Genomic DNA, 25,451 nt, shown 5'->3' on the forward strand with positions numbered 1-25,451 from the left:
TTAATAAGTGTCCTCATATCTTACAGATATAGCTCTTCATGCTGTGCTTTGCATTATAACTAATAACGACCGTGTTTGCGATGTATTTTTAGTTAGGATTAAAAATCGGTCAAAACGTAAAAAGATACGAACGTTATTTTATTACTGAGCATGCTCTATGCTAATTACGCGATGAGATACAAAAACCGTACGTTCTTCCCGTTATAATCGCAGCTAATGTACAAATAAAATTGGAAAGATTTGGAACCCACAAATGTTAATAACAAGCCACCTATGCTGAAAAAAGAAAACACCCAGTTGTTCTAACTATATTTACATATCTATGAATTCATAGGATTTAGAATCAACCTTCTAAGAAAGGATGAGCGAAGTGAATCTGTAGGAAAATCTCCTGCAGAAGCTTTGTTTAACTAGTCCAGACCAAATTGCATATTTTGAGCTCCCAAGAGTATCAAAAGGTAATTTTGCTATCTTTTAGACTAGCGCTTATCTTTGTATTACTGCATATAATCTGGAACTAACTGTGCGATATGCTTCTTATTACGCTGTAGTTGCATTGCTAGATGAGCTACATCTTAGTTTATCTACCGCACTACCATTTTAATAATGGTTACAGTAGTTTTTTATTTCACTAGTAAACGTTACGGTAAATTGGTAATAATTATAAGGATACGTTTAAACACACACCGAAAACAATAAACAAACTAGACAAACAAGCGCATTACTAATGGCCAAATTCACGATAACGCGTGCCATGAGTACGATCAAAAAGTCATGATCACAAAGAACTTGATGGATAAATACTCACCGATCTATGAGGTAAGCAGCGGCACAACAGTGATGCCGCACAAGGAGGTTGATGGGGATATCAAGGGCATCGCAGTTGTTCATGTTGATTATTCCGACGCTCTGTATAAGCTATTTTTCACCACCACGGCTTATAACATTAACAAAAGCTAATCTATCCACATTTTTTTTAAAATTCAACTTAACCTAACAGATAACCTTTTGTCTACCGCATTTGCGGTATAAAATAACCTATTGTTATGAATATCGATTCAGTTTGATTATTTACTAATGTATCCGCATCATACGAACCCGATAAGCGATACAAAAAACCATTAGTTAACACCACAGTGGCTCTGCCCACGTGAAAAGATCAGCTCCTGGTTACTATAACATTTTTTTTTCATACGCCAAAGCCTGTGCTCTATCGTACTGATTTTCCCATTTGGCGATCACTAAAACCGCTAACGCATTCCCCACGACATTAAGCGCGGTGCGGGCCATATCTAGGATCCGGTCAACGCCAGCAATAAATGCTAATCCTCCCAGAGGAATTCCCACACTGCCAAGTGTCGCCAGCAAGACCACAAAGGACACGCCAGGTACGCCTGCTATTCCTTTGGAGGTAACCATTAACGTCAGCACTAGAACCACCTCCTGACCTAAGGATAACTCAATACCATACAGCTGCGCGATGAAAATGGCGGCGATACTTTGATATAGCGTCGATCCGTCTAAATTAAATGAATAACCTGTTGGTACCACAAAGTTAGTAATCGCCGCAGGAGCGCCATACGCCTCCATTTTTTCAATAATACGCGGCAAAACGCTTTCTGAACTGGCCGTGGAAAAGGCCAGAATCAACTCTTCTTTTAAAATACAAATAAGAGTCCAGATACGTAACCGGCACAATCTTGCTACAGATCCCAACACCACCAGAGCAAAAAAGATAATAGCGCCATACACCAATAAAACCAGCTTAGCTAACGGCATCAGCGATGCAAAGCCGAAGGTCGCTACAGTAACCGCAATCAATGAAAAAACCCCAATAGGGGCGTAACACATCACCATATGTGTGACTTTAAACATAGTTTCCGCAACCGCTTTTAATACATTGAGCAGTGGTACTCGGGTATTTTGCGGCAAAGAGGCTAGACCTAGCCCAAACAAGGCAAAGAAGAAAATGATAGGTAACATACTTCCCTTAACCATTGAAACGAAAATGTTTGCTGGGATCAGCGATAAAATAGTCCCGACTAAACTATAGTCATCAGACTGCGCTTCAACCGCAGTTTGTTCATATTTTGAGATATTAACCACTGCCAGAGTTGACATATCAATTCCGTTACCGGGATGAAAAACATTAGCCAGGGTAATACCCAAAATTATTGCCAGTGTCGTGATTCCCTCGAAATACAAAATGGTTTTAAATCCGATGCTACCAAACTTTTTGGTATCGCCAATACCAGCAATACCAACTACAAGCGTAGCAACCACGATAGGCACTACGATCATTTTGATCATTCGGATAAAAATCTCTCCGGCCGGTGAAAGAATATTGGCAATTATCCAATCACGTAATTCTCCCTGGTTATGTAGTACTGTACCTAGCATAACACCCAGGATCAAAGCAAAAAGAATTTGCCAAGCTAGCGTTATTTTTAACTTTTTCATAAGAATAATGTTTCCATAGTAAACCCCATCGTGACAAACATTTATGATTTTTATCATCGGTTTCACTTACTCACTTTTTATACACTAATTATGTGAAGCCGGGGGCTGTAAAAGTTAGGATAAAATAGAAAGTAGCAAAATGCTAAGCACACACGATCCTTGATTAAACTTTTATTCATAAAAGTTTTTTTGATGATTTTTAATTATTCTCTTGCATTTTACAAGAGAATAAATTTAACTATTTGTTATTAAAGTGTTCAGCAAGAGAAAGTACATTAAAGTTGTTACTAGCAAAAACGCTACCTATCTTTTATATACGTTTTTTTTTAAAAATAAAATGAAAATATCTCCGTAGATGACTGCAAGAGCCATGAATACTTGTTATCTCAATACTGGCGGAAGTACGTTTTTATATTGTATAGACTTAGTGATAGATTTGAGCTATACAATGCAAAAAACATAAAGTCAATCTAGGAAAATGGGGTGGTAATTAACCAATGATTAACATCTCATAGAGATGTCATAAAAAATACAAAATAGTTAAAATAAATTAAGCGCATTGTAACTAGATGTCTTTTCTAGACGAAAACTCATATTACTCAAATTATTATCCAAGCTTTTATTTATTAGCAGATACGCAAAATTTACGTTTGAACATTAATCATGTTGATTGCTAATTCATCTGAGAGATATCAATGACGATGACTATCACTGCAACTTGTCCTACGCCGTAGTAACATACATTGGGCTGCGTAACCCCTTCTGGGGTTACAGGGGGCAATCTCAGCTATACGGTTATAGTAACAACTAATCATAATATGAATGATGACTACAGTAAATAAAAAAACTTGTATGCCAATACATCAATATTTCTCTTTTGTATTTGGCAATATTTAAGCTTAGTTTTAAGCTTAATACAGTAAATATAAATTACTGATAAAATGTGCAGGTTGTTTGTCATAAATCATGGCAGGCTAACCTCTAGAGACTATACGCGATGCAAGATAAATAGATTGTCGTATTGACGCTGTTACCATTTGCTGTATTTACTATTTTCACCGCGTTCAAGATAGCGTCATTCGTACTAGTAACCATAAATAATTTTATAAAAGATCTCAAAGAATAAAATTCTCGTAATTGCTGTACCATTTTTATCTCGCCGTTTATTACTAAGCAATAAAGTTGTTATGCAATTGATGTTCCCTTAAATCTAATTCAAGTAGCTAAGAACTTATATCTCTAGCTATTTTACCCAGCAATCTATAATAATATTTGAAGCAACTAGGGATTGTGCTATTGCTCGTAACAGATTAAATAGAAACTTTACCGTTATAAACTCTGTCCTTGCCTTGATGGTTTTGTTGGGAATTAATCACTGAGCTGTTATAGCTTAATAACAGTTCTTATTTTCGTGTTCAAAAAACTGGTTATAACATTGCATTATTCTTGTTTCAAATCCAGATAGGCATGCTGCTTTAATTCAACATTCGATGCGGTGCGTGAAAACATGGCATTATCCTCCGTATTTTGCCAGCATCTTTTCTATCTTGCTCGTTTCTCCGCTAAAAACCCTATATCACTCTTTAAGTTAACTACAGATAACCACATATCATCGCAACATAACAATCCTAATTTTGATTCTAGTGACAAAATACGTAATTTTATCAAAAATTATAGAATGAATCCAACGCGCTAGAAACAGAATTAGTCGGGTAATAGTATTGATATTACTAGCGCATAACCTGTTGGTACATCTCAGCTATATCCCCATCCTGTACCCACGCACTAGTCCCTACAAGGACGAGAATAAAAAGATAAATCAGGCCTACTTAATTCGGTAACACCATGTGATAAATATGCTTGCTAATTAAGCTATTATTACTGGTGACATCAATGCCAATTTATGCTCTCAACCCGACTTGAGCCACTATTTTCCACAAAGATTTTCAGAAGTTTAATGATTTTTAGATCTGTCTTAATACCTGTCATTATATTGTATAATCGTCGAATTATTTACTCATTTTCTTAGACGAGCTTTTACTATCGGTGATACTTACTACCGCCAGTGATTTTATCATCATTTATTTTCTGCTTACTAAGCGGGATAGACGATGGTGATAAATATTTTTTATTGCCATTTATTTATCGCGACTTAAATAACAATTTATAAATGCTAAATCGGCACGATTAATTAGTTCATTTTGCTGAAATATTACAAAGTCGTTACGAAGAAACTTGGCAGAAATCACATATAACATTTTCAACAATAATAGTAAGTTTTTTATTTTGATGATGCTGTTATTAACATTACTGATTTATACTATTTTGTTAGCAAAAAATAGAGTTAGCATTGCTTAGTTAAAAGTTAGGCAACTGCAGTCACACTATGATTAAATCAATATGATTCATGAATAAATAGTAATTTAACGCCAAACGCAGACGCGTTTATCACATGCTATGCCAAAGATGTTGTGTAGAATCATGCTACTGCTCATGAACTAACCAAAATTTAATTTTCAGTAAACATACCAACAAATGTTATTGCAAAGACAATAACCTGATGCCTATAGAAGCATCTGCAATGCAATATCAGCATATTTTCAAGAGTCATGATTATTACTTTATCATATAGCTAGCTTAGCTAGCGTCAGGTATTTTTTAAAAGTAGTAAAATTAGCAACGGTGTTGTGTTCTTCTATACTGCTATGCGTAATAAAAATCCGTACTATTTAGTACGAGATTTAATCTCAATATAAGTTGAAATTAACTCTTGTCTTAATCATTCAAAATTAAGATGAAGCGTTGATGTCATCCGATATAGTAAAACAATACTTTACTAGTACGATAAAAGCTTTTGCACTAGGTGCATAGGCAATTACAATATTTTGAGGACAATTTTATAGATTAGTACGCTAACTGAACCTCGATATACCAGACAGATCGCAATACAGCTAAAGTCTATTACACTGTTGCTAGTGAAGAAAAGTATTAACGCAGTCAATCTTCTCGCGGTCAAATTTTGTGTTGTTGGTTCAATGTGAGCACTATCGGATAAAATACTGCCATATTTTACTCGCAGTTAATATTTTGAACCTTATTGTGGCTAAATTCTATATTAAATGCGGTCAAATTAGACTAAAAGTCTACAGTTAATAATATTCAAGCACGAGATGCCGGTTGCCTCCAATTGCACAAACATTATGAACCTGCTTATTAGCATTTCCAGCAGGAAGCGCCAGTATTCATCTGCATTAAGGGAGCTTCAAATTAAAGTGTTAAATCTGTTACATTTGCTGTCCGCAGTAGCATTACTGGTATGGGGTACTCATATCGTTCACACGAGTATTATGCGTATTTATGGGGCCCAACTAAGGCAAGTACTTGGCTATAGCATAGAGAAAAAATATATGGCCTTTATAGCCGGCATTGGTGTAACTGCGTTGGTGCAAAGCAGTAACGCTACGGTGATGCTGGTAGCGTCCTTCGTAGCCCAGGAATTAGTAGCACTAACTCCAGCGTTGGTAATTATTCTCGGTGCTGATGTGGGTACCGCCCTGGTGGCGCGAGTCTTTACTTTCGATATTTCCTGGCTATCGCCGCTACTTATTTTCATCGGTGTTTGCTTGTTTCTCGGCCTCACACAATCCCGTGCCGTACAACATGGGCGTATCGCTATCGGTATGGGCTTAATTTTGCTGGCCCTAGAACTAATTGTTAATGCCTCCACGTCTATAACACAAGTTAACAGCGTTAAAGTTTTGTTATCCTCACTTACCGGCGACATTTTGCTAGATGCATTAACCGGAGCGTTGTTTGCCATTATCAGTTACTCTAGTTTGACTGCAGTACTGTTAACAGCAACTTTATCTGCTGCCGATGTTATCTCCTTTAAAGTAGCGCTATGTCTAGCTATTGGCGCAAATCTTGGCAGTGGAATTTTAGCAATACTTCACACCAGAGGGCAGGATACCGAAAGCAAACGCGTCGCTCTAGGTAGCCTGTTGTTTAAAATTATAGGATGTCTAATAGTGCTGCCTTTTGTCACATTATTGGCGCGATTATTAGAACGGCTACCTCTAGCTGATTCGGAATTGATCATTTATTTTCATATGTTTTATAACTTATTTCGCTGTTTAACCATGGTACCATTCGCCGATAATATGGCGCGTTTATGCAGTAAGTGGATTCCTGATAATCCGATAGACGATCGAAGTGTACACCCGCGTCATTTAGATACCAGCGCACTTGATACGCCCGCTCTGGCACTGGTGAATGCCGCTCGTGAAACACTACGCATGGGTGACGTAGTAGAAAACATGTTGCTTTTACACACCGCAGTGCTACATGGACAGATTGATAAAAACCGTGAAGTACGCCGTCTAGATGACGACGTCGATATGCTTTATACTGCTATCAAACTTTATCTGGCGCAAATACCGCAGGAAGATCTTAACTTATCGGATTCACGCCGCTGGGCAGAAATCATTGAAATGGCACTTAATCTGGAACAAGCAGGAGATATAATCGAACGAATGACAGCAGATATTGCCATCAAATCGCTAAATGCACGCCGAACTTTTTCTTCACAGGGCATTAAGGAGCTTAATACGCTGCATGAGCAACTGATGTCAAACTTGCGTTTAAGCTTATCGGTGTTCTTATCGAACGATATAAAAAGCGCTAAACGCCTGCGGCGTGCTAAACACCGTTTTAGAATTACAGACCGACGATATGCACACGCTCATGTGGATCGCTTACATCAGCAAAATGTGCAAAGCCTTGAAACCAGCTCGCTGCATTTGAGCTTGCTTGGGGATTTGAAAAGAGTAAATTCACTATTGTGTTCCGTGGCCTATAACATATTAGAAATTGATGAGGAGTCGGAAGAAGATAAAGTCCGCGACCGTGAAGACAACCGACCGACAATTACCAATACGAACTAACGACATAATTATGTTTTAGTAAGCAGACAGAAGATGCGTATAAGAACTGCCCGCGTTCTTTTGACTTTCTAACGCCGTGCTACATGATATAATATATAAAAACTATAAAAGTAAGCACACAACTACTACTCTCTATTAAGACAGGATTTTTAGAGAACACTCGCTTTTTCAATAAGCGCATAGATTTTAGACAATATTTGCTTTTTTAATTAGAAGAAAGCTTTTTAAAATACAACTGTCTTTGTGACGAATGTTCTCACTTAATATTTTCTGAAGCTTGCTCGTCGACGTGTAGTGGTTAATTATTAACCCCCAAAGGCTAATAGTAGCATTTCAACTTCAAACAAAGTAAGAAAATCGACCTATAAACAGACTGTTATGGTGAACAGTATTAGTTCGCTATTATAGATACATAAATTAATAATAACTACATGCGAACCATATTGATCAATTAACATAAAAAACTATTTGTAACAAAACCGTTTTATCGGCAGAGCTATGGGGGTCTACGACTAGTACAAATAATAATCGAGATAGTAATAGCAACCGTACTTATAATAATAGAAAAGATCTCACAATACGTAGAAAATCATAAAAGTGTAGCGAAAAGAATGAAATTTGCACCAGTTGTGCAAATATAATAGATAGAAAAAGTTTAATTTATTTTTCTTTACTGCGCAGAATGCTGCTAGTAATGGCACTATAGCACAGTGTAATCACGTAACAGGATGATTATTATATTTATATTCGTTGGCAAAATTTACAATAGTCTATTATCAACCATCTAATAACCAAGCTACCATATGGCTAAAAATAATATGATATTACGAGCGATAGATATGAATTATGAGTTATAAGTACGACACACATCCATCAGCGGCTCCCATTAAGGTTCTAACAAGATCAGAAAAGATTTGTTATAATCGAAAAACGATATGCTAAGAAGCTTTTTTCCTTATAAAGCAGCTTTTATAATCAACATTCAGCACAGCAACATGCGATATAATTCACTTAGGATTAATATAGCCAGCTCTGACATTTATCAATAAATAAGCGTTTAAACAATACTTCACATCAGAGAATTATAAAGATAATACCATTAATTTCGATCTGTTTTCTCTAAAATATTTTTTCTGGAGGGGGGAGGAGGAATAGATTATTTTAATAATTTCTTCTACCCAAGAAAATGCAAAATAATGGTATTTATTCTCGTTCGTAAACACTTCTTAGAGCATAGTGAAATTTTCATGCAGTAATATACAATAAATCTTGTACATTAATAATATTAGTATATTATTATAATATGACTGAAAATGAGCAGATAAGTTTAATTTGCTAATGTTTTTCAAATCTAGCACAGAAGGAATAATATATAAGTAATTCATTTAGGTATTTTGACGAACAATCTCTTCATCTATTGTTAATATATGCGATGAAAATAAATAATACGCTATTTCTAGGATCGTAAAAGATTACTAAGAAGATTTATAAAACAACTAGTTCGCATGGCGGCTTAATTATTAAAGAATTAGCTAAAATTAACAATTGACATTAAATAAAAAAATGAAATTATTAGTAATTAATAATCAATTAAATTATAAACATAATACAACAGACAGAGATTCTTCGTTAATGCCTAGTGATTAACTCGTAAAGTTACGAAAATACTGTTTATAAGTTTGTGCAATCTCTATCTGGATAAATTTTATTACTTCGCTGCTAGTATGCTGCTGAACACATACTAGAATAGCCGCTAAAAAGCGAGAAAGACCTATTTAGTAGCATGTTAATTAAAAAATGCGCCGCTGCAAAAACGTTTTTATTATTATGTTGCTTTTTTCTATCCTTGACGAACATACTTTTGCGCAGGAGAGTAATGACGAGTTAGAGTAAATAAAAAGCTTTTTACTGTATTTGTTATACGATAACAGTCGTGATGTATCATAAGAATAACTACAGGACTAGAAAAAACCTGATGCTAACCGTTTGTGTTGAATATATAAAATACCGAACCTCAAGAACCGTCTTTTATAAAAACTCTTTGCAAGAGTCTTAACTGCTTTAGGACAACTTAGCAGTTACACGCAATTTTCTTAGATGATTAGGTGAGATGTTAGTCGAAACAAACTGCGCTCACAATATTTATAGAAAAGCAACGTTGCCACAATTGCCTTAGCTGCAGCTTAAGCATGTATATTTATTGTTCTTACGCTTATTTTATTCATTTTGAAGAGATGGGATCTATGAAAACAATCTGGTTTATGTTGATGGGTATCATGTCGGTATTTAGTGCCTTAGCCACTACTTTTACTGAAGGACAACAATATTTGCAGATAGATAAACCAGCAATCAATGAACCGCAAGTACTTGAATTCTTCTCATTTTATTGCCCGCACTGTTATCAATTTGAGCAAATTTATCACATTTCCAGTAAGGTAAAAAAATCTCTACCAGTCGGAATCAAAATGACAAAATATCACCTTGACTGTATAGGACCGATTGGTAAATCACTTACCCAGGCCTGGGCGGTAGCCATGATGCTAGGCGTAGAAGATAAAGTTAGTCCACTGTTGTTTGATGGTCTGCAAAAAACACAAAACATAAAAACGCCGAATGACATACGCGCAGTTTTTATTCAATCAGGCATCAGAGCTGAAGAGTATGATTCTGCTTGGAACAGCCGCATGGTAAAATCTCTGGTCGTGAAGCAAGAAAAAGCTGCGGTCGCTCTGCAACTACGTGGAGTTCCGTCAATATTTATAAACGGCAAATACATGATAAAAAATGATGGATTAGATATGTCATCCATGGATGCTTACACAAACCAATTCGCCGATGTGATAAAATTTTTACTGAGTCAAAAGTAATATATCTCTAAGGACCGAATAAAGCCTAGTATCGACTACCGCCGGCATTAAGTTTAATAGTGCTGATTAAATGAGCAGACATCTCCTTAATTTTTCAGAAAAAATGTCTTTTTGGAAAATATTAATAATATTTAATATTCACAATTAGATTACCATGTAACAAAATTTTCTATAGATAGATTAATCTATAACATATTAATAATAAAGGTTTTTATTTTATGTTTAAAAAACACTACTACCGTCAATAAAAAAACTATAATTTTATTCACATAGTTATACACAATAACATATTGTTTTATATATCTACATTTTGAGGTTTCTGTTGTTACTTATATTACGCTAACGATCGTAGTAGAAAAAACAACTGTTGCCTGTGATAAAATTTTATCAGTTGATGAATATAAATAACGAAATACGCTATGGTGCAAATTACAGAAAACCCACTCATACTAGTAGATGGTTCTTCTTATCTTTACCGCGCCTATTATGTATTACCACTGCTGACCAATAGTGCAGGTGAACCTACGGGAGCAATGTACGGTGTATTAAATATGCTTAAAAGTCTGCTAATAAAATACCAACCAAGCCACGTAGCAGTTATATTTGATACCAAAGGTAAGACCTTTCGCGATGAATTATTTGAGCATTACAAATCACGTCGTCCTCCTATGCCGGACGATTTATGCAATCAGATAAAACCGCTATACAATATGATCAAAGCTATGGGGCTACCATTGCTAGCTATAAATGGTGTAGAAGCCGATGATGTTATCGGTACGCTAGCGCAGTCGGCAGAGCGCAACGGACGAGATGTGTTGATAAGCACGGGTGATAAAGACATGGCGCAAATGGTATCACCTCACATTACATTAATCAATACCATGTCGAATATTATCTTTGGTCCAGAAGAGGTGCAACTAAAATTTGGCGTACCACCACAGCTGATCATTGATTATCTGGCACTTATTGGCGATAACTCTGATAATATTCCGGGTATTCCAGGAATAGGAAAAAAAACTGCACAGGTGCTATTACAAAATTTTGGTGGTTTGAAAAACCTATATAAACAACTGGATAACATCAGCACTTTACGTTTCCGTGGCGCTAAAACAATGGCTGCAAAACTAGCTCAGCATCGCGAATTAGCATTTCTTTCCTATAAGTTAGCGAAGATTAAAACCGATGTGGAACTAGATTTATCTTATGATGAGCTAATGGTGCAAAAACTTGAGAGTAAAACCCTCATGATATTATTTCAGCGTTATGAATTTAAACGCTGGATACGCGACTTAGAAGCTGGCAAATGGCTACAGAATAGCAAAAGCGCCGTTGCTTTGCCATCGCCTTTTACCGCACCACGACGTTTTACCGCCCAGGAAGAACCAATTAATCCATCATCAAAAAATAATTATTTTATTATCAATAAGATAAAAACCTTAGAGAAATGGATTGCCTTAATACGAAGCACTGGTGTATTCGCGGTCAACACCGAAACAGACGGGCTGAATACACTAACTGCTAATCTTGTAGGATTGTGCTTTGCCATAAGGTCAGGAGAAATAGCCTATCTGCCAATGGGTCACAACTATTTAGATACATCAAATCAACTTGATCGCGCAGTCGCATTGGCAATGCTAAAACCAGTGCTAGAAGATCCTTCCATTAGTAAAATTGGTCAAAATCTAAAGTTTGATCTTAAGGTTCTAAACCGATATGGAATTAAATTATCTGGTATTATATTCGATACAATGTTAGAATCTTACGTGCTAAACAGCAGCGCTGGACGCCACGATATAGATAGTTTAATAGACCGTTTTTTACAGTTTACTACCGTGAATTTCGGGGAAATAGCTGGTAAAAAACGTACCAAACTAACGTTTAATCAAATTGCATTTAAAACAAATGATCCCTACGCTACAAAAAACGCTAACACGATACTACGTTTGCATCAGAAGCTGTGGCCGCTAATTAAGCAGGCATCGGAACTGAAAAAGATTTTTGAAGAAATCGAGATGCCGCTAGTACCAGTTCTCTCTCGCATCGAACATACTGGTGTGCTCATTGACGAAAATATACTCACCGTGCATTCGATAGAGATAAGCAAACGCCTTGAAGCGCTTAAGCAAAAAGCACATCAGCTAGCTAAAGAACCGTTCAATCTTTCCTCTACAAAACAAATACAAACAATTTTCTACGATAAGCAAAAACTGCCGGTGCTAAAAAAAACCCCGAGGGGTACCCCTTCTACCAATGAAGAGGTGCTAGCAAAATTAGCGCTAGATTACCCGCTGCCAAAGCTAATTTTAGAATACCGAAGTCTAGCCAAACTTAAATCCACTTACACAGATAAACTACCGCAAATGATCAACCCAGTATCAAAACGGATACATACCTCTTATAATCAAGCCATTACCGTAACGGGACGCCTATCTTCTAGTGATCCTAACCTACAGAATATACCAGTGCGCACTGATGAGGGAAGACGTATACGACAGGCGTTTATTGCGCCTCCAAACTCGTTTATCGTAACGGCCGACTATTCACAAATTGAGTTGCGCATTATGGCGCATCTATCTCGCGATCCCGGATTACTGAATGCTTTTGCTGAAAGTAAAGATATTCATTGCGTTACCGCCGCCGAGATATTTGGTATGCCGTTAGATAAAGTAACTCAGGATCAGCGTCGCCGTGCCAAAACTATTAACTTTGGCTTGATTTACGGAATGAGCGCCTTTGGTCTAGCTCGTCAGTTGTCAATAAAGCACTCAGAAGCGCAGCAATATATGAATTTCTATTTCAAGCGGTACCCCAGTATTTTGAAATATATGAGAGAAACTCGCAGACAAGCTATTGAGAAAGGCTATGTCACAACTCTGAACGGGAGGCGACTTTATTTGAAAAATATTTACTCACGTAACGGTACACGTAATAAAAGCGCAGATCGCGCGGCTATCAATGCGCCTATGCAAGGCACAGCAGCTGATATTATTAAACGAGCAATGATTGCGATCGACAGTTGGCTGCAGCATGAAGCTCCGCGGGTTCGCATGATTATGCAGGTTCATGATGAATTGATATTTGAAGTGCAACAGGATGTAGTCGAGATCAACACAACAAAAATCAAATCTCTAATGGAAGGTTGTTCTATGTTAGATGTACCGATGCAGGTAGACATAGGTATCGGTACAAACTGGGATGAAGCTCATTCAAAATAGTTAATCAACACTTTTGTAAACTAACTATATTAAAACATAAGTTATTTATATTAAAAGTATTACTTATATGTAAAAAGCGGAAATAAACTACAACTTACTCTTTATTTACTATTAAAACGGCATCTGTAAGTTTGATAACTATCAAACATCCTAGTCATAAAATACTTGAGATATTTTTTATTAATTTCGCAAAATGCTTTGCGGGAATTATCTACTCACATAACCATAACAACTGTAAACAATTGTAATAACGCCCGCAAGCGTTACATTTCAAGTAAGTCATCGGTTTTATTATTTTCTAAAAGGCAACTTAATCTCTAACGATGATGGGATATTTGCAAACCATGCATCTAGTTTATGCCGTAATTTATCTACGCCGAGTTTTTTAAGCGAAGAAAATATTTCCACTTGTACATCACCCATAAACATCAACGCTGATTTACGCACCTGATTTAAGTGTGCTTTACATGCTCCAGAATCTAGTTTATCGGCTTTGGTAAGCAAAACAAGAATTGGGATCTTAACATCTACCGCTAATTGCAACATTTTCTGGTCAAGATCTTTCATCGGGTGTCGGATATCCATTAATACCACTAGTCCTTTGAGGTTGTCGCGCTTCTGAATATATTGTGCTAAGGCACGTTGCCACTGGCGTTTCAACACTACGGGGGCTTTAGCGTAACCATAGCCAGGAAGGTCTACTAGCCTAATGCCAGGCTCTACCTCAAACAAGTTGATAAGCTGTGTGCGACCGGGCATTTTACTAATTCTAGCTAGTGTTTTTTGATTCACAAGAGTGTTAATCGCGCTGGATTTTCCAGAATTAGAACGTCCCGCAAAAGCTATTTCAAGCTTACTGTCAATTGGCAAATTGTGAATATCCGATGCACTGGTCAAGAAATGGGTTTTCTGATAGTTATAAGATTTAGTCAACTAAATCCTCTCTCTAGTAATGACCAGTTAAAATATAGCTATATAACTATATACAATAATGTATTTTATTTTAATCCAAATGCATGGTTCATGATTTTCTTGCGTGACTTTCTTTGAAATTGAACTGCAACAATAAATATTATTTCATCCCAAAATTAAATAATGTTAGGCGTTTACTAGCACAGTGACAATGGCCGAAACTGTTCTCTATAATATCCTTACCCCGTAAGACAATTGTATTAATAACCATAATTCCGTAAGGATTACCATAGAGGATAAAAGAAGAAATTCTAAAGTTGTAACATAATTACCAGGTACATAGTCTCCGCTTATCAATATACTACTATACACTAGTAGGTAACCAATTAGGAACAACAAATGACAAGAAATGTGCGTATTCTGCTATAATAGTGTCGCATCTCTCTACCAACACGCAGTTGCAGCTGGCTGCAACTGATATTCAGTACATGACATAATTTATATTAACCAAATCATGGATCAACTTTAAAAGTTGCGATCATGAAAGTTGCGATCACCATTCCATACTACGACCTGTTGAGCATATTCAAGCTACCCTCTTATCTAAGAGGGTAGTAATTACCTATTGGCACCAACTCATCAGTATGCATCTTTATCTAGCCTCTACAAGATCAAAGATCGGATATGTGTTCTGTATCGTTTGCTAACAGCATCACTTTATTATCCGTGCCACCTTTTAGCTAAACATTTTAAATCACACACATCGGCTCAACATAAAAGTAAGAAGGCAAACATAACGCAGCATTTCCGATAGCAGAGTAACAAGCAGCTTACGCACAATTTGCGCTATTAGCTTATAAAATTCTTGGTCGGCGGCACCGGTACTATAAGATCATTATACAGCAAGTATGGATACTTGTGCTTAATAAATTAAGCATTTTTATAATTTTGTATAGTGTAACGGTTTTCAGTTAGAAATTTATCTCATGCAGTCAGTGCAAAACGATAGATTATAGGTGACTATGTATGATCGCCTAGTAAAGATGATAGAGAAAATTTTTATAAAGATAGGTTAAAAGATATTTTCACGAAGAAAAATTAATTTATTCAAAACTATAGTTCAGTTACACAATCTATAGGGTGTAAATATTACAAGTGAGCGGTCGTTTTTTCTATATGCACACACCGATCAACATTCATGATGTTACTGGGTAATATAACACTCTTAATCAAAAAGTTACAATTTGCATTCAAGGCGTTTAATATTCCCTGCTATGGCCTGACACGGTCAAGATATAGTTGACGTCTTAACACCAACAGACCACCGTACAAGTTCTTATTCATAGCATCACTAAAATGAGTTGTATTGATAATACCTCTCTAGGTTTGACGAATTATAAGAGCTAGTAAAATGCAAAGTATGGTATGAATTAACCGCCGGCTCCGGGAAGCGCACTTTAATAAGACCTTCTATCTAGCTAACAACCACCGGGAAGCAATTTACTTACCATCTTTGATTAGCGATATATGACAGCAGCATGCTGGGACCGTGATTACTAAAAAACTCATCAACTTATAGACATAAATGATGATTTAATTAATATATAGGCAACATTATGAATGACTTATATCTAAATCTAGATTTTATCTATAAGGCAAATTAATGAAGCGAGTAGTTGTTTTATGATAAAATGGCTGCATAGCTTATCTAATGTTTACCATAGTTAAATATATGATAAAATGCAAATCCCACGAGAAGAATTCTTTTACGAAACTAATAAATAACTACTTGCTAGGTATTTTTTTGTTGATACCTTCATAAACTTTATCATTAACTAATAAGCTTTAGTATCAACAATACTTAACCCATTTGATCCAGAAAATAAAATTTTCAACGGAGATATCTAGCAAAAAAAATTTTAGTTCAAGTAGAACTAATACTTAATAAACTAACTAGGAAATTTCAGAAAATTTATAAAATTGATTATGGATAGAAAAGCACTATTATAGCTTTTCATAATGACTAGCTATAAGGATATCACATAAGATTTTTGATCGATAAATTTTTCGTAAATCAAATTCATTCTGGCTTAGGAGTAAGTGGGAAATATTTTCCCTATGTTATATTCGTTGATGGGGAAATCATCAAATATTTAATAACTGCAAAGTATTTATTCAAGCTTTATTTCTGTCTGGCGCACACAGAATAAAATTCTGTTTTTAATCTTTGATGTTAAATATATAACCAATTAAATCTTAACGAATACTTTAAGTATCGCAATAAATTTTTAACAAATAAAATATTTTATAAATTTTATTATTTTCTTCATAAAGAAGATACTTATAAACCAAATTTAGTTTGTTGCACATAGCTTATGTTTAAAACTAAAATTATGCTGGAATGAACTAGAAACAATAATATACACTTCGTCTTAACTTTACTATACACACGGGATTACATTAGTCTAATTATATTTTAATATATTAGTAGTAGTTTATTGTAACGTATTCACTATGAAAGTGCGTGTAAGTAAGAAAGAAATAATCTTTCCCACTTAGAAAGTGGTGTGGCAAACAAGTACAATTAAATAATTACTATAAACGACAGATTTAATGTATTACATCACCTAATAATAAGTGTATTATAACATATTCTTTCTAATTGCTTGAGACAAAATTGTGATCGAAAACCTGCGTAACATAGCCATAATTGCACACGTAGATCATGGTAAAACCACCCTAATTGATAAATTGTTGCAACAATCTGGAACGCTCGGTGACCATACCAATGCAACCGACCGCTTAATGGACTCCAATGATTTGGAGAAAGAGCGTGGAATTACCATCTTCGCTAAAAATACCGCCATCTATTGGCGTAACTACCGAATTAACATCATCGATACCCCTGGGCACGCCGATTTCGGCGGCGAAGTTGAGCGTGTGATGTCGATGGTTGACTCAGTATTGCTGTTAGTTGATGCCATGGATGGAACGATGCCCCAAACCCGTTTCGTTACGCAGAAAGCATTCGATTATGGTCTGAAACCTATAGTGATTATAAACAAAGTTGACCGCCCCGGCGCTAGACCAGACTGGGTTGTAGACCAAGTCTTTGATTTATTTATTAACTTAGGTGCTAACAACGAGCAACTTGATTTTCCGATAGTCTACGCATCTGCGCTGAACGGTATAGCTGGTTTAGAACATAAAAAAATGGCAACCGATATGACCCCGCTGTTTGAATCAATAGTGAAAAACGTTAATCCCCCTAAAGTTGACGTTGATGGCCCATTTCAGATGCAGATTTCTCAGCTTGACTACGACAGCTATTTTGGCATTATTGGGATTGGTCGCATTCAGCGCGGCTCTGTAAAACCCAACCAAAAAGTGATCGTAGTAAACAGTGAAGACAAACGCTATAAAGTTAAAGTAAGCCAGATAATGAGCTATATAGGCTTGCAGCGGATAAAAGTCAAGCTTGCAGAAGCTGGCGATATTATTGCAATTACTGGGCTAGGCCAGCTAAATATTTCGGATACCATTTGCGATCCTTCTCAGATAGAAGCACTACCACCACTTGCAGTTGAAAAACCTACCGTATCCATGTCATTCGGAGTTAACACCTCACCATTTTGCGGTAAAGAAGGAAAATACGTCACATCCAACCAGATACTAGAACGTCTGCATAAAGAACTATTGCATAATATGGCTCTGCGTGTAGAAGAAACCGAAGATCCGGATACTTTTCTCGTTTCCGGTCGCGGCGAGCTGCACTTGTCGGTACTTATCGAGCAAATGCGTCGTGAAGGGTTCGAGATGTCCGTTTCTCGGCCGAAAATTATTTTTCGTATTGTCAACGGCACCAAACAAGAACCTTTTGAGTCAGTCACGCTGGATATTGAAGAGCAACATCAGGGACTGGTTATGAAAGCCATGAGCTTTCGTAAAGGTAATATGCGCAACATGCTACCAAATGGTAAAAGCCGCATACGTCTAGATTATGTAATTCCAAGCCGAGGACTAATTGGTTTCCGTACAGATTTCTTGACAATAACCTCAGGCACAGGTTTATTGTATTCCACCTTCAGCAACTATGACAACGTGCTCTCTGGAGAAATTGGCCGGCGTCAAAACGGCGTGATGATCTCCAACGATCACGGCAAGGCAGTAGCGTACGCTCTATATAGCCTGCAGAATCACGGACATTTGTTTGTGAGTCACGGCACAGAAGTTTATGAAGGTCAGATTGTCGGCATTCACACTCGCTCTAACGATTTAACAGTTAACTGTTTGACCGGTAAAAAACTGACTAACATGCGCGCTTCTGGTGCCGAAGAAGCAATCACTCTCGTGCCAATAATAAAAATGTCTTTAGAGCAAGCACTGGAATTTATCAATGATGATGAATTAGTCGAAGTGACGCCGAAATCAATCCGTTTACGTAAACGTTACCTCACTCATAAAGAACGTAAGCGTACTAATCGCTCATAACTAATTAAAGCCAAAAGGAGAAGTAGAAATCACATTATGCCCTCTCTTTACTTCAAGAATAAAACTCAATTTTCCATTCATTGGGGCATCTATTTCTATGCTTTTAATAGGCTTCGCTAATGCCTAATCCTATTTCCTTAATTTATTAAGTCATCTATTGTAAATACAATTCGTATATTTATAATTATTTATATTGCAGCATGACAATTTAATGCCGACAGTAATTAAAAATTTGCTTGGTAAACTATCTATCAATCATTAACGCATAAATGCGATCAGAAGCTAATTCTAGGAGTGCATACAAAGTTTAATGTTTTAACATTACACTAACTAAAATAAACTGATGAGCCTTATTTTAGTGCTAAATTATATAAATAGAAGCAATTAATGCCTGCCTTGCAGGCAACAGTCCTGTACTAATAAATATTAAATAAAAAATATCATCAAGCGCCTAATAAATTATCAGCAGGATAAATGTGTAGTTTTCTGGGATATTACACACCTCAGAATATTTTGTTACAAAGCAGTTGTTATTAATACACTCAAAAATGTTTATAGGATAACAAATGGCTGTCAATATCAAATTATAATTAATAAGATCTATAATAAAAACGTGGTTTTGCTGTACACCAAAAAACAGCGTTTTGTTTAGTTTGATTAACATACTGATAGATCGATAGCCTGCGCTTTTTATTTACATAACAAAAGTCTGCTGACTGGAAATAAAATGGTGCGTTACTGTATTGTCGTGAGGCACGGTTAACTCCCCTATATAGCTGCAGAATAAAAATATAAATCTACGCTAATTTAACACTGAAATTCCAGCGTGCGATAGTTTAAAAAACGTTACACAGCAGCGTTGTAAGTTCTATATACCTCTCGCGACATACCCGTAACCATACCTGTATATTATTACAATTAGTTACTATTTTACCGTGCATGCTAGTTATCGCTACTATTTAGTATATATCATAATTACGTGTTTTTATTCATAAGTCATATACTAAATATATTTAAATATTAAGTTTTATTAAACTAATATACATTATAGGCATTATAGATAATGCCATAACACTAATTAATTGCATGCATAAAAATAGTTATACGAATATATGATCATTAATTACATTAATATTAACTAATGATGCATCAGAAGTAGCACTTTTTAACATCTAGCACATAGGCATAAAATACCAAAATAATTATTGTGTATTGCACCGCGATATGTATAGCAAGAGCACACACGTTAATCGTGCACCCCATCTCGTTTTCTTTATTACTAAGCGGAGGTACGCTTAATGTTGTAAAAATCCTCGTTATTGACTTCATACACTGTTGTAAGTTTATTTATATCTCATCTAACTATAGAATTATTAAAAACAGCAATACAAACAAAACACCATGATTTTAATTTACCTTTTTACTATGCTTATTTTACTATACAACTATGTCTTAAACTTTAAGAATATTTTATTACTTAATATAAATATTTACATCAAATAGTTGCACTAAAGCTTCAATATAGAAAACATTTTAATACTGTTTTTTTGCTGTTAGTAATCCCTAGGCAACGCTGGTTATTCGCGCAGCAACTATAAATTTACCATTATTATTAAACTAACATTGTATATCGTATGTTTCCCAATATTTATCACGCGTTACTCATTTGAGGTCTGCATTATGCTTTCTGGCAGAAATCTTACCAACTATAGCAAAAAATGAGCTTTATAAGCAGTCCTTCATTAATATACCTCTTTAAAACTTAAAGATAGAATACCCAAATTATGCGTACCCTACGTTGAAATATCAGGCAACAGACATTCTTTTCGATCAGGTAAGAGGTCTCCATGAACATCGTGATAGGGAACTGCTTGATATTTAATAAAGTCGATAATTTAGAAAATTGTAATCGCGTTAATGATAGCGCAACAAATTTACGCTTTTTAATTAAAAATGCTGTAGCATATCTTTTTTATATATATCATAATTTGATATAGGTGTATCTTCTGAGCGTACTTTTGTTGATTACGTTGAGCCAGAGTAATTGAACATAAAATTCAAAACTTACAACACCATGCGGCACCCCATCATAGCCGAGACATTGCGCTATATTTCCGAGAAAAGCATATTTACGTACGTATGCTGGAACAGTTTTTATGTATTGGTTTTAGAGCTAGCGGTATAGTATTTTACATCAAACGCACACATTTTATTTTATAAACTATAGCTTTATTTATTTGTTTATTGATAAACACATCAATTATTTGATCAATAACTCCTTACAACATGTAAGGATAAAATATTAATAATTTACTAATTAATAAATTTAGAATGTCTTGTAATGGCAGTATATAATGTTAGAAATGTTCTATATCCTACGTTCAGCTTCAACGCCTGATTTGTTCTCTGTTAAATAACACTTTATAACGTTTTGATGAAATAGCTATAGTCATGATCGTAATTCTTATCGGCAGCAGTTAAATCTTGACCAGATTATAGGATTATATTATTCTATTAATTACCTAAAGCTATCTTTCATAATCTTACTGATATATTTCTTATTTATCTTATCATCTACTTTTATGATAAGTTTTGGTAAAGTATTAATTAAAGTAACCACCCATGGGTAAAGATAATACAAAAACCTTCCCTAAATTCAACTATAATTGCTCTTAGCTTAACTCAAAACCGCGCGTCGCAGCACTAAGTAAATCGTTAGTTGCGATGTAAAATACATAGTCTTGTTGTCTTACAAGAGTATTAGCGACCAGCGATTTAATTAAACTACATCGGTTAATATTAAACTTTCATAAAAATGTCGGAAAATTTATACTATATAATATATTTAACTTCAGTAATGTCCCTACTTAATATCTATTTTAATTGAGCATTAGAAAGTTAAAGCATTTTAACCGTGTGTTATTACTAACCATTTTACAGAAAAGTTCGACATAGATAAAAGTTTTGTAAATATATAAACTTAGGGAGATATAACCGATGGTTTATTTGCCGTTAAAATATGCGGCAAATTAAACAGTTGACAATTTAAACACGTAATAACAGATAATATTAGTAGACTTTACTACACGAGATACAAAAATTTCGATTTGACAGCATAAGCATGGGTGTTAGTAAAATACTTTTCTTTAAAACTAATTTTTAATCTGTATTGCGATTAATCGTTTAGTTTATAATTTAAAATAAAATACGTAGATAGAATTTATTTGCATTAAATATGTGCAGGAAAAGCCGAACCAATTTATTTATTTAGATGTACTTAAGCAAAAAGGTGCAACAATTGTTGTCTAGGTTTTCTTTTAAGAAAAGACCATAATTTTCTACAAAATATCGAGTAAAAATTTGTAGTTTACGTTTGTAGATACCCTACACTGTTACAATGACTGCAACAGTACAGATTATGGGTATTTAGTTAAAAATATCACGCTGTTTTACACAATGTATTCAGTACATTTATAAAGGCATATATCGTGTAGTTATTCAGTATAATACTATAAAATTCTTTATCTGCCTTTTTTTTAAAATAAGCGTTCTAATTCATTTTTCTTTAGACCTGTATATATGCATATACAAGCAATGGTCGTGCTTTATGGAACTACGTGGAATTCCATAAATATATGCGAATCGTGACAGATTTTGTTTTGATAAAGGCGCTTTATTAGCTTGTTATCGATACTTATTCGATCTTTAAGATCTCAAAGAGCAGTTATACTTATCTCTTATCCCGGTAGTTACCTCTACGATTTATTTTTGCTTTATTTACATTAACGTAACAGCCATAACCAGTTTTATGGTTAAAATATTAACTTCCTTAATACGCTTGAAAATACTACAAATTATTCAGGTAGATCTTTCAGGATCTCTGTAGTGCTTGAAATAGTTAACGACTAGTCCTTTCCCTTTTAGGGAAGCAAATATATCTACTCTTGACCAAGTCAACTATTTAAGAGCAAGCAAATTTAGCAATACTGTTAATACGCTCAAAATTGCTGTTCAGATGTTAGTGACATCGCCACAACATATTTAACTAGGTTGTATGAATGAATAATATTCAAAATATAACGTGTTAATATAGTAGTTACTAATGTAGTTATATTAGTGAGATAAAATATAGTAGTTAGTTATTGCCTATTCTTTCATTCAATAAGCACAACACATCAACGAACTATCTTGACCTATAAGTATTGGTTGAATATAAAAGTAATATCGATAGAATCGGTAAAGTGATTGCTATAGTACTAAGTTTCTTGCATTAAATTGCATTATTTAATAACGCGCGTTGAGCATGAAGCTGATCGTTCAAATATCGACAATAGCGACAAATACTATCATTGACATAAAACGTTAATCCTGGTGAGGTTTTTCTATTAAAGCAGGAAATTTTCTTCAAGAATTGCTAATTAAACAACTAACGTACATTTCAGGCATCATGGCACTAATTACTAGTGCGGTTCATCCGAACGATATACAGCATAATACTGATTGTACGCATAATATTTGAAAGATGGATGAGATATCGTATCGTTAGGAAAATAAATGCACAATTATATACACCTTACTTACTCTTCGGTAGTAAGGCTTTGTATATTACCATTAACAGTGTTAATCGATGCAGTTAAATTAGCTATATTACACTTTTTAATGATGAAATATATTTACTTTGATTCCGATGATAAATTTCTGTTTCTTAATTATTTTCCACTTTACAGGTACGAATTCTCCGGCTATTTTTGTATATTTTGGTATTGTGGCAAGATACGTGATGCACTACTATACCTTTCCCCGGGATAGCGCAGGCGATAACCGGATCGCTAGGAATAGGGCAACAGCATTTAGCGAAAGTTATCCGCAAGCCGTTCGCATACTTAATCAGCGTTGTACGCAAAGTAGAAAGAGGCGTCAAGTTAAATTGTTCGCCCTGCAGATGTTTTGTAACAATTACGCTCATAGCGTTTCCAAAATCTATTTCTGCAAAAACATCTTCAAGCGTCGTTAATTTCATTCTATAAAGTTCGAGTTGTATATTTTCCAGAGGCATCTCGATCAATTTGTGGCTACTGCCTAATGCATGACTAAGCAAGCAACGACCAAGGTTAACTGAGTCCTCGTGCTTGAGGTATTGTAGCATTTGACGAATTTTGGTCTGCGCCTTAGCGCTTACGACAAAATTTAGCCAGGAGGTGGTAGGTCTCCCGCCAGGAGCGGTAATAATTTCCACGGTCTGGCCGCTCGTGAGCGACTGGGAAAGCGGGTAGGGCTGCCTGTCAACCCGTGCACCAACACAAGCATGACCGATATCGGTATGCACGGCATAAGCAAAGTCCACTGGCGTAGCACCCGCTGGCAATTTGATGATACGTCCCTTAGGGGTAAAAATATAGATTTCGTCGGGCAAAAGATCAGATTTAACACATTCAATAAATTCAAAAGAACTGGCGGTGCTTTGCTGTAGTTCCAATAAGCTTTGCATCCAACGTTGTGCTCTGATTTGCGTAGTAGTACTAATTTTGCTCTGATTTTTATATGCCCAATGAGCTGCTACTCCCATTTCAGCCATCTTATCCATGTCCTCAGTGCGAATCTGCACTTCCACCGGCACGCCATCTGGACCAATCATCGACGTATGCAAGGATTGGTAGCCGTTGACTTTGGGGATAGAGATATAATCTTTCACCCGACCGGGGCGTGGTTTATATAACCCATGCATCTGACCCAGCACCCGATAACAAGTATCCATGTCGTTGACGATCACCCGAAAAGAATAAATGTCCGTTATGGAACGGAAACATTTTTCTTTCAAGTGCATTTTGCAATAAATAGAATAAAGATGTTTTTCCCATCCGCTAACGCGACAGGGAATTCCAGCTTTGGTTAGGCGACCCTTAATCTCAGTCAGTATTGTCTGTATTAATGCCTTTCGGTTACTGAGCGAAGCTTTCACTACCTCCTTGATAATCCGGTAGCGATTGGGATATAACGCCTCAAAACCCAGCTCTTCTAGTTCGTTTTTGAGGTGATGGATACCCAGTCGGTGGGCCAAAGGACTATAGATTTCCAGAGTCTCGCGCGCGATACGACGCCTTTTTTCCGGCCGCAAAGAACCAAGGGTACGCATATTATGCGTACGATCAGCAAGTTTTATAAGTACGACACGGATATCTTGCACCATCGCCATTATCATTTTACGGAAATTTTCGGCCTGGGCTTCTTTTTTGTCGCGAAATCTAAGCTTGTCTAGCTTTGACACGCCCTCAACCAGCTCAGCGACACTTTTACCAAATAGTTTTTCCATATCCTGATAGGTAGCGGTAGTATCTTCAATAACATCATGCAACAGTGCCGCCATTAGTGTCTTATGATCTAGACCCATCTTTGCCAGGATACACGCAACCGCCACGGGATGGGTGATATAAGGTTCACCACTGGAACGAGTCTGCCCCTCGTGCGCATCACGAGCGACAAAATAAGCCTGCCGGAGGAGTATTATCTGATTCTCAGGCAGATAGCGTTGAATCAGAAGATTCAGACTTTCGAACAGATACAAA

7 protein-coding genes and 1 pseudogene are annotated in these 25,451 nt (G+C 35.8%); 5 read left to right on the plus strand and 3 right to left on the minus strand.

The window, feature by feature from the left end; all coding sequences use genetic code 11:
* Positions 1 to 792 precede the first annotated feature (792 nt).
* Entirely contained in the window at positions 793 to 960 is a 168-nt protein-coding gene (locus HBA_RS03420; RefSeq protein WP_157774236.1) for a hypothetical protein, read from the plus strand.
* Between the two features lie 213 nt (positions 961 to 1,173).
* Here the strand turns inward: HBA_RS03420 and gltP are convergent, their stop codons facing one another.
* Positions 1,174 to 2,460 (minus strand): glutamate/aspartate:proton symporter GltP, encoded by a 1,287-nt coding sequence (gltP, locus tag HBA_RS00445; protein WP_097032108.1) that lies wholly within the window; start codon positions 2,458 to 2,460, stop codon positions 1,174 to 1,176.
* Positions 2,461 to 5,732: 3,272 nt separating this feature from the next.
* Between gltP and HBA_RS00450 the strand changes: the two genes are divergently transcribed.
* The 3 genes from HBA_RS00450 to polA all read left to right on the plus strand — a co-directional run bounded on the left by HBA_RS00450 (position 5,733) and on the right by polA (position 13,485).
* On the plus strand, positions 5,733 to 7,403 hold the full coding sequence (locus HBA_RS00450; protein ID WP_097032602.1) for a Na/Pi cotransporter family protein: 1,671 nt from the start codon (positions 5,733 to 5,735) through the stop codon (positions 7,401 to 7,403).
* A gap of 2,243 nt (positions 7,404 to 9,646) precedes the next feature.
* Entirely contained in the window at positions 9,647 to 10,270 is a 624-nt protein-coding gene (gene dsbA / locus HBA_RS00455; RefSeq protein ID WP_097032603.1) for a thiol:disulfide interchange protein DsbA, read from the plus strand.
* A 419-nt stretch (positions 10,271 to 10,689) separates the two neighbouring features.
* Positions 10,690 to 13,485, plus strand: coding sequence for a DNA polymerase I (polA, locus tag HBA_RS00460; protein ID WP_097032109.1), 2,796 nt, complete (start codon positions 10,690 to 10,692; stop codon positions 13,483 to 13,485).
* Positions 13,486 to 13,776: 291 nt separating this feature from the next.
* Here the strand turns inward: polA and yihA are convergent, their stop codons facing one another.
* A complete protein-coding gene (yihA, locus tag HBA_RS00465) occupies positions 13,777 to 14,418 on the minus strand; it encodes a ribosome biogenesis GTP-binding protein YihA/YsxC (RefSeq protein WP_097032110.1) in 642 nt (213 codons plus the stop codon).
* Between the two features lie 2,658 nt (positions 14,419 to 17,076).
* Between yihA and typA the strand changes: the two genes are divergently transcribed.
* Positions 17,077 to 18,888, plus strand: a complete 1,812-nt coding sequence (gene typA, locus HBA_RS00470) for a translational GTPase TypA (RefSeq protein ID WP_097032111.1) — start codon at positions 17,077 to 17,079, stop codon at positions 18,886 to 18,888.
* 4,453 nt (positions 18,889 to 23,341) lie between these two features.
* Here the strand turns inward: typA and spoT are convergent.
* Positions 23,342 to 25,450, minus strand: a pseudogene (gene spoT / locus HBA_RS00475) (bifunctional GTP diphosphokinase/guanosine-3',5'-bis pyrophosphate 3'-pyrophosphohydrolase).
* Position 25,451 lies beyond the last annotated feature (1 nt).

Origin of the sequence: Sodalis endosymbiont of Henestaris halophilus (assembly GCF_900161835.1) — a bacterium.
In the GTDB taxonomy this organism is placed as follows: Bacteria; Pseudomonadota; Gammaproteobacteria; order Enterobacterales; family Enterobacteriaceae.